Source organism: Burkholderia sp. LMG 13014 (assembly GCF_905232215.1).
GTDB lineage: Bacteria > Pseudomonadota > Gammaproteobacteria > Burkholderiales > Burkholderiaceae > Burkholderia.
Map to the genome: position 1 here is coordinate 1 of NZ_CAJNKE010000348.1, position 6,360 is coordinate 6,360.

At 64.6% G+C, this 6,360-nt stretch carries 4 protein-coding genes; 2 read left to right on the forward strand and 2 right to left on the reverse strand.

All coding sequences use genetic code 11. The features are described from left to right. Positions 1-195 (reverse strand): biotin/lipoyl-containing protein (locus JYJ84_RS25590; RefSeq protein WP_307872176.1); only part of this gene is annotated, 195 nt, incomplete at its 3' end. Between the two features lie 68 nt (positions 196-263). Beyond that, positions 264-2,960: a pyruvate dehydrogenase (acetyl-transferring), homodimeric type gene (aceE, locus tag JYJ84_RS25595; RefSeq protein ID WP_174976912.1), complete on the reverse strand. Its 2,697-nt coding sequence runs from the start codon at positions 2,958-2,960 to the stop codon at positions 264-266. A gap of 273 nt (positions 2,961-3,233) precedes the next feature. Between aceE and fixL the strand changes: the two genes are divergently transcribed. Both fixL and fixJ read left to right on the forward strand, forming a co-directional pair. Then, on the forward strand, positions 3,234-5,750 hold the full coding sequence (gene fixL / locus JYJ84_RS25600; protein ID WP_205185625.1) for a PAS domain S-box protein: 2,517 nt from the start codon (positions 3,234-3,236) through the stop codon (positions 5,748-5,750). Beyond that, positions 5,747-6,360 (forward strand): oxygen response regulator transcription factor FixJ (fixJ, locus tag JYJ84_RS25605; protein WP_186248982.1); only part of this gene is annotated, 614 nt, incomplete at its 3' end. The genes fixL and fixJ, both read left to right, overlap by 4 nt.

Below are 6,360 nucleotides of genomic sequence, written 5' to 3' on the forward strand. Positions count from 1 at the left end.
GCCCACCTTGACCTTGATTTCCTTCACGACGCCGCCTACCGGGCTCGGCACGTCCATCGTCGCCTTGTCCGACTCGAGCGTGACGAGCGACTGCTCCGGCTCGACCGTATCGCCGACCTTCACGCCGATCTCGATCACCGGCACATCCTTGTAATCGCCGATATCCGGCACCTTCACTTCGATCGCTTGACTCATCTGTTTCTGTCTCCATGGCCGCGCGCGCCCCTCGCGGGAGCGGCGCGCAGCATCACACGGCGTGTGCGTTAAACGGTCATCGGGTTGGGCTTGGACGGATCGAGGTTGTACTTGGCGATCGCGTCCGCGACCACCTTGCGCTCGATCGTGCCTTCGTCGGCCAGCGCGTTGAGCGCGGCGACGGTGACCCAATGACGGTCGACTTCGAAGAAGTGACGCAGCTTCTCGCGGGTATCCGAGCGGCCGAAGCCGTCCGTGCCCAGCACGACGAAGCGGCGATCGATCTGGCCGCGGATCTGGTCGACCAGCGCACGGACGTAGTCGGTCGATGCGATGACCGGGCCCTGCGTGTCCTTCAGGCACTTCTGCACGTGCGACAGGCGACGCTCTTCGGTCGGATGCAGCAGGTTCCAGCGCTCGATCTCGTGACCTTCACGCGCGAGCTCGGTGAAGCTCGGCACGCTCCACAGATCGGCAGCGACACCCCAGTCGTTCTTCAGCAGGTCGGCAGCGGCGATCACTTCGTTGAAGATCGTGCCCGCACCCAGCAGTTGCACGCGCGGTGCCTTCTGGTCGGCGTCGGCCTTCTTGAACGCGTACATGCCCTTGATGATGTCGGCCGCCACGTGCTCGCCCTGCGGGATCGCCGGGTGCTCGTAGTTCTCGTTCATCACCGTGATGTAGTAGTACACGTCTTCCTGGTCCTGCACCATGCGGCGCAGGCCGTCCTGGATGATCACGGCCAGTTCGTAGCCGAAGGTCGGGTCGTAGCTCACGCAGTTCGGCACCGATGCCGCCCACAGGAGCGAGTGGCCGTCTTCGTGCTGCAGGCCTTCGCCGTTCAGCGTCGTGCGGCCCGCGGTGCCGCCGAGCAGGAAGCCGCGCGAACGCATGTCGCCTGCGGCCCAGGCGAGGTCGCCGATCCGCTGGAAGCCGAACATCGAATAGAAGATGTAGAACGGCACCATGATCTCGCCGTGCGTCGAGTACGACGTCGCCGCCGCGATCCAGTCGCACATGCCGCCCGCTTCGTTGATGCCTTCCTGCAGGATCTGGCCGGTTTCCGATTCCTTGTAGAACATCAGCTGGTCGGAATCTTCCGGCACGTACTTCTGGCCCTGCTGGTTCCAGATACCGATCTGGCGGAACAGGCCTTCCATGCCGAACGTACGCGATTCGTCCGGGACGATCGGCACGACGCGCTTGCCGAGCGTCTTGTCCTTCAGCAGGATGTTCAGGATCCGCACGAATGCCATCGTCGTCGAGATCTCGCGGCCTTCGCCCGTGCCCTTCAGCAGCGGCTCGAACGCGTCGAGCACCGGCACCGGCAGCGACGTCGCCTTCTCGCGGCGGTGCGGCAGGTAGCCGCCGAGGTCCATGCGCTGCTTGCGCATGTATTCGAGCTCCTTCGAGCCTTCCTCGAACTTCAGGTACGGCACGTCGGCGATCTGCTCGTCGGTGATCGGCAGGCGGAACTGGTCACGGAACTTCTTCAGTTGCTCGACCGGCAGCTTCTTCTGCTGGTGCGTGATGTTCATCGCCTGGCCCGACTCGCCCATCCCGTAGCCCTTGATGGTCTTCGCGAGGATGACGGTCGGCGCGCCCTTCGTGTTGCTGGCTTCGTGGAACGCCGCGTAGATCTTGTGCGGATCGTGGCCGCCGCGGTTCAGCGCCCAGATGTCGTCGTCCGACCAGTCGGCGACCAGCGCCTTCAGTTCAGGCGTGTTGAAGAAGTGCTCGCGCACGTACGCGCCCGACTCCGACTTGTACGTCTGGTATTCGCCGTCGACGGCTTCCATCATGCGGCGCATCAGCGCGCCCGACTTGTCGCGCGCGAACAGCGCATCCCAGCGGCTGCCCCAGATGACCTTGATCACGTTCCAGCCGGCGCCGCGGAATTCCGATTCGAGTTCCTGGATGATCTTGCCGTTGCCGCGCACCGGGCCGTCCAGACGCTGCAGGTTGCAGTTGATCACGAACACGAGGTTGTCGAGCTTCTCGCGGCTCGCCATCCCGATCGCGCCGAGCGATTCCGGTTCGTCCGTCTCGCCGTCGCCGAGGAATGCCCACACCTTGCGGCCTTCCGTCTTCGCGATGCCGCGCGCCTGCAGGTACTTCATGAAGCGGGCCTGGTAGATCGCCATGATCGGGCCGAGGCCCATCGACACGGTCGGGAACTGCCAGAAATCCGGCATCAGCCACGGGTGCGGGTACGACGAGATGCCGTTGCCGTCGACTTCCTGGCGGAAATTGTCGAGCTGCTCTTCCTTCAGGCGGCCGAGCAGGAACGCGCGCGAGTAGACGCCCGGCGACGAGTGGCCCTGCACGAACACGAGATCGCCGCCGTGCTGGTCGGACGCTGCGTGCCAGAAGTGGTTGTAGCCGACGTCATAGAGCGTCGCGGCCGACGCGAACGACGCGATGTGGCCGCCGACGTTCGTGTCCTTGCCGGCACGCAGCACCATCGCCAGCGCGTTCCAGCGCGTGTACGAACGGATGCGGTGCTCGATGTCCTGGTCGCCCGGGATCTTCGCCTGCGCGGCGACCGGGATCGTGTTGATGTACGGGGTATTCGCGGAGAACGGCAGGTGTTCGCCGTGCACGCGCGCGAATTCGATCTGCTTTTCAATCAGGTAGTGCGCGCGGCCGGTGCCCACGGAGGAGATCACGCCATCGAGCGACTCCAGCCACTCGACGGTTTCTTGCGGGTCGTCGTCATGTTCGGCGGCGACATATTTCATCACTTCGTTCGGTACAGCGGACATTCTCGTCTCCTGGGTCCTGGAATGTGAGGATCGCTCTCGTGCAGACGACGCGACGCGACCGGCTGCGGGCAAGCTCCAGCGGATTGTAATGAGCGTGTACGGGCACGCGCAACAAAATTTTCGAATTGTGAGATCTTTTCTCGCAATACGAAATATTGCTGCGCCGCACCCATCATTCGGGGCTCTCCGGCACGTCCCGGCTGAACAAATCCGTTTCCGTTCAACATATCCGGTATAGGTTTTCCATGTATTGCGCTGCGCTACAATCCTGCCATGTTGACCGATCGGCTTTTCGCACGCTCGGCGCGACCGTCGGGCCCGCCGGCGGAGTCGCAGCCGTCCCGTTGGCACCACGGACCGTGGTGGTCCAATTCCTATTTGCTGACGCCACTGCTGTCGATCCTCGTGTTCCTGGTGGTGGTGAGCCTCATTCTGTGGAGCCTCAATCGCCGCGAGCAGCAACAGCAGGAAGACACCCTGTTCCGTAACGTCGCGTGGGCCCAGCAGCAGATCCGCCTGTCGATGACAGGGGCGCAGGAACAGCTCCAGGCGCTGTCGCGCGATCTCGCGTCCGGCCGCCTCGACCAGAACGCGTTCCAGATGGCCGTCGCGGACGTGATGCAGACGCATCCGGAAATCCTTTACCTGAACTGGTACACGTCGCCCGGCGTGCAGCGCTGGCCGACCGTGCATCCGCCGCTGCTCGGCCAGCGGCTCGCGAAACCCGGCGAAGCGCAGATGCAGGACGCCGTGCGCGGCGCCTACGACGAGGCACGCAGCACGCGCCGCCAGGCCTATTCGCCGCTGATCTACGACGACTTCGGCAACGGCTTCATCACGCTGCAGACGCCCGTGATGCGCGGCGACCGCGAGTACCTCGGCTCGATCGCCGCGGTGTTCTCGGTCGAAGGCATCCTGAAGCACGACATCCCGCAGGAACTGTCGTCGAAGTACAAGATCTCGATCACCGACGCGAACAACCGCGAGCTGTCGTCCACCTCCACCCGCCCGCGCCTGCCGCGCGACTCGCACTACGACCTGCCGCTCGATCCGCCCGGCCAGGGGCTGACCGTGCGTGTGTACGCATTCCCGCAGCTCACGAACCTGACCAACAACACGCTCGTGTGGCTCGTGGCAGGCCTGTCGTGCTTCGTGCTGTGGAGCCTCTGGAGCCTGTGGAAGCACACGCGCCAGCGTTTCGAGGCGCAGCAGGCGCTGTATGCGGAAGCGTTCTTCCGCCGCGCAATGGAAAACTCGGTGCTGATCGGCATGCGCGTGCTCGACATGCACGGCCGCATCACGCACGTGAACCCCGCGTTCTGCCGGATGACGGGCTGGGACGAGACCGACCTCGTCGGCAAGGTCGCGCCGTTCCCGTACTGGCCGCGCGACGCGTACCCGGAAATGCAGCGCCAGCTCGACATGACGCTGCGCGGCAAGGCGCCGAGCTCGGGCTTCGAGCTGCGCGTGCGGCGCAAGAACGGCACGCTGTTCCATGCGCGCCTGTACGTGTCGCCGCTGATCGACAGCTCGGGCCGCCAGACCGGCTGGATGTCGTCGATGACCGACATCACCGAGCCGAAGCGCGCGCGCGAAGAACTCGCGGCCGCCCATGAGCGCTTCACGACGGTGCTCGAAAGCCTCGACGCCGCGGTGTCGGTGCTGGCCGCCGACGAGGCCGAGCTGCTGTTCGCGAACCGCTACTACCGCCACCTGTTCGGCATTCGTCCGGACGGCCATCTCGAGCTGTCGGGCGGCGGCTTCGACCGCGCGCAGGCATCGTCCGATTCGATCGACATGGTCGACGCGTTCGCGGGCCTGCCGGCCGCCGCGCTGACGAGCAGCACCGCCGACGCGCAGGAGGTGTACGTCGAGAGCATCCAGAAGTGGTTCGAGGTGCGCCGCCAGTACATCCAGTGGGTGGACGGCCACCTCGCGCAGATGCAGATCGCGACCGACATCACGACCCGCAAGAAGGCACAGGAACTCGCGCACCAGCAGGAAGAGAAGCTGCAGTTCACGAGCCGATTGATGACGATGGGTGAAATGGCGTCGTCGATTGCTCACGAATTGAACCAGCCGCTCGCCGCGATCAACAACTACTGCTCGGGCACGCTCGCGCTCGTGAAGAGCGGCCGCGGCACGCCGGAGACGCTGCAGCCCGCGCTGGAAAAGACCGCGCAGCAGGCGCTGCGCGCGGGGATGATCGTCAAGCGGATCCGCGAATTCGTGAAGCGCAGCGAGCCGAAGCGCCAGCCGGCGCGGGTCGCGGACATCGTCGCCGACGCGGTCGGGCTCGCCGAAATCGAGGCCAGGAAGCGCAGGATCCGGATCGTCACGGAAATCCTCGCAAGAATGCCTATTATTTATGTCGACCCCGTGCTGATCGAGCAGGTGCTCGTGAACCTGATGAAGAACGCGGCCGAGGCGATGGCCGACGTGAAGCCGGCGTCGGCGGACGGCGTGATCCGCGTCACCGCCGACATCGAGGCGGGCTTCGTCGACATCCGCGTGATCGACCAGGGCCCGGGCGTCGACGAAGCGACCGCCGAGCGCCTGTTCGAACCGTTTTACAGCACCAAGTCCGATGGCATGGGCATGGGGCTGAACATCTGCCGTTCGATCATCGAATCGCATCGGGGGCGTCTGTGGGTGGTCAACAACGTCGAGCCGGATGGCCGCATTTCCGGCGCAACGTTCCACTGCAGCCTGCCCATTGGGGAACCCGCTGATCTCGGCCGAGGGGGGCGCGAGGCATCGGCATCACATACTGTTACGGGAGAACTATGAATAGCCCTGTCACCACCACACAGGAAACCGTCTTTGTCGTCGACGACGACGAGGCCGTACGGGACTCGCTGCGTTGGCTGCTGGAGGCGAACGGCTATCGCGTGCAATGCTTCTCGAGCGCCGAGCAGTTCCTGGATGCCTACCAGCCTGCACAGCAGGCCGGCCAGATCGCTTGCCTGATCCTCGACGTACGGATGTCGGGCATGAGCGGCCTCGAACTGCAGGAACGCCTGATTGCCGACAATGCCGCGCTGCCGATCATCTTCGTCACGGGTCACGGCGACGTGCCGATGGCCGTCTCGACGATGAAAAAGGGTGCGATGGACTTTATCGAGAAACCGTTCGACGAAGCCGAGCTGCGCAAGCTCGTCGAGCGGATGCTCGACAAGGCCCGAAACGAAAGCAAGAGCGTTCAGGAACAGCGTGCCGCGAGCGAACGCCTGTCGAAGCTGACCGCGCGCGAGCAGCAGGTGCTCGAACGGATCATCGCGGGCCGCCTGAACAAGCAGATCGCCGACGATCTCGGCATCAGCATCAAGACGGTCGAAGCGCACCGCGCGAACATCATGGAAAAGCTCAACGTCAACACGGTGGCCGACCTGCTGCGCCT

What these genes read in the sequence shown, in the direction of transcription:
- aceE (WP_174976912.1), bottom strand. Translation starts at nt 2,960, where the DNA reads ATGTCCGCTGTACCGAACGAAGTGATGAAATATGTCGCCGCCGAACAT.
- fixL (WP_205185625.1), top strand. Translation starts at nt 3,234, where the DNA reads ATGTTGACCGATCGGCTTTTCGCACGCTCGGCGCGACCGTCGGGCCCG.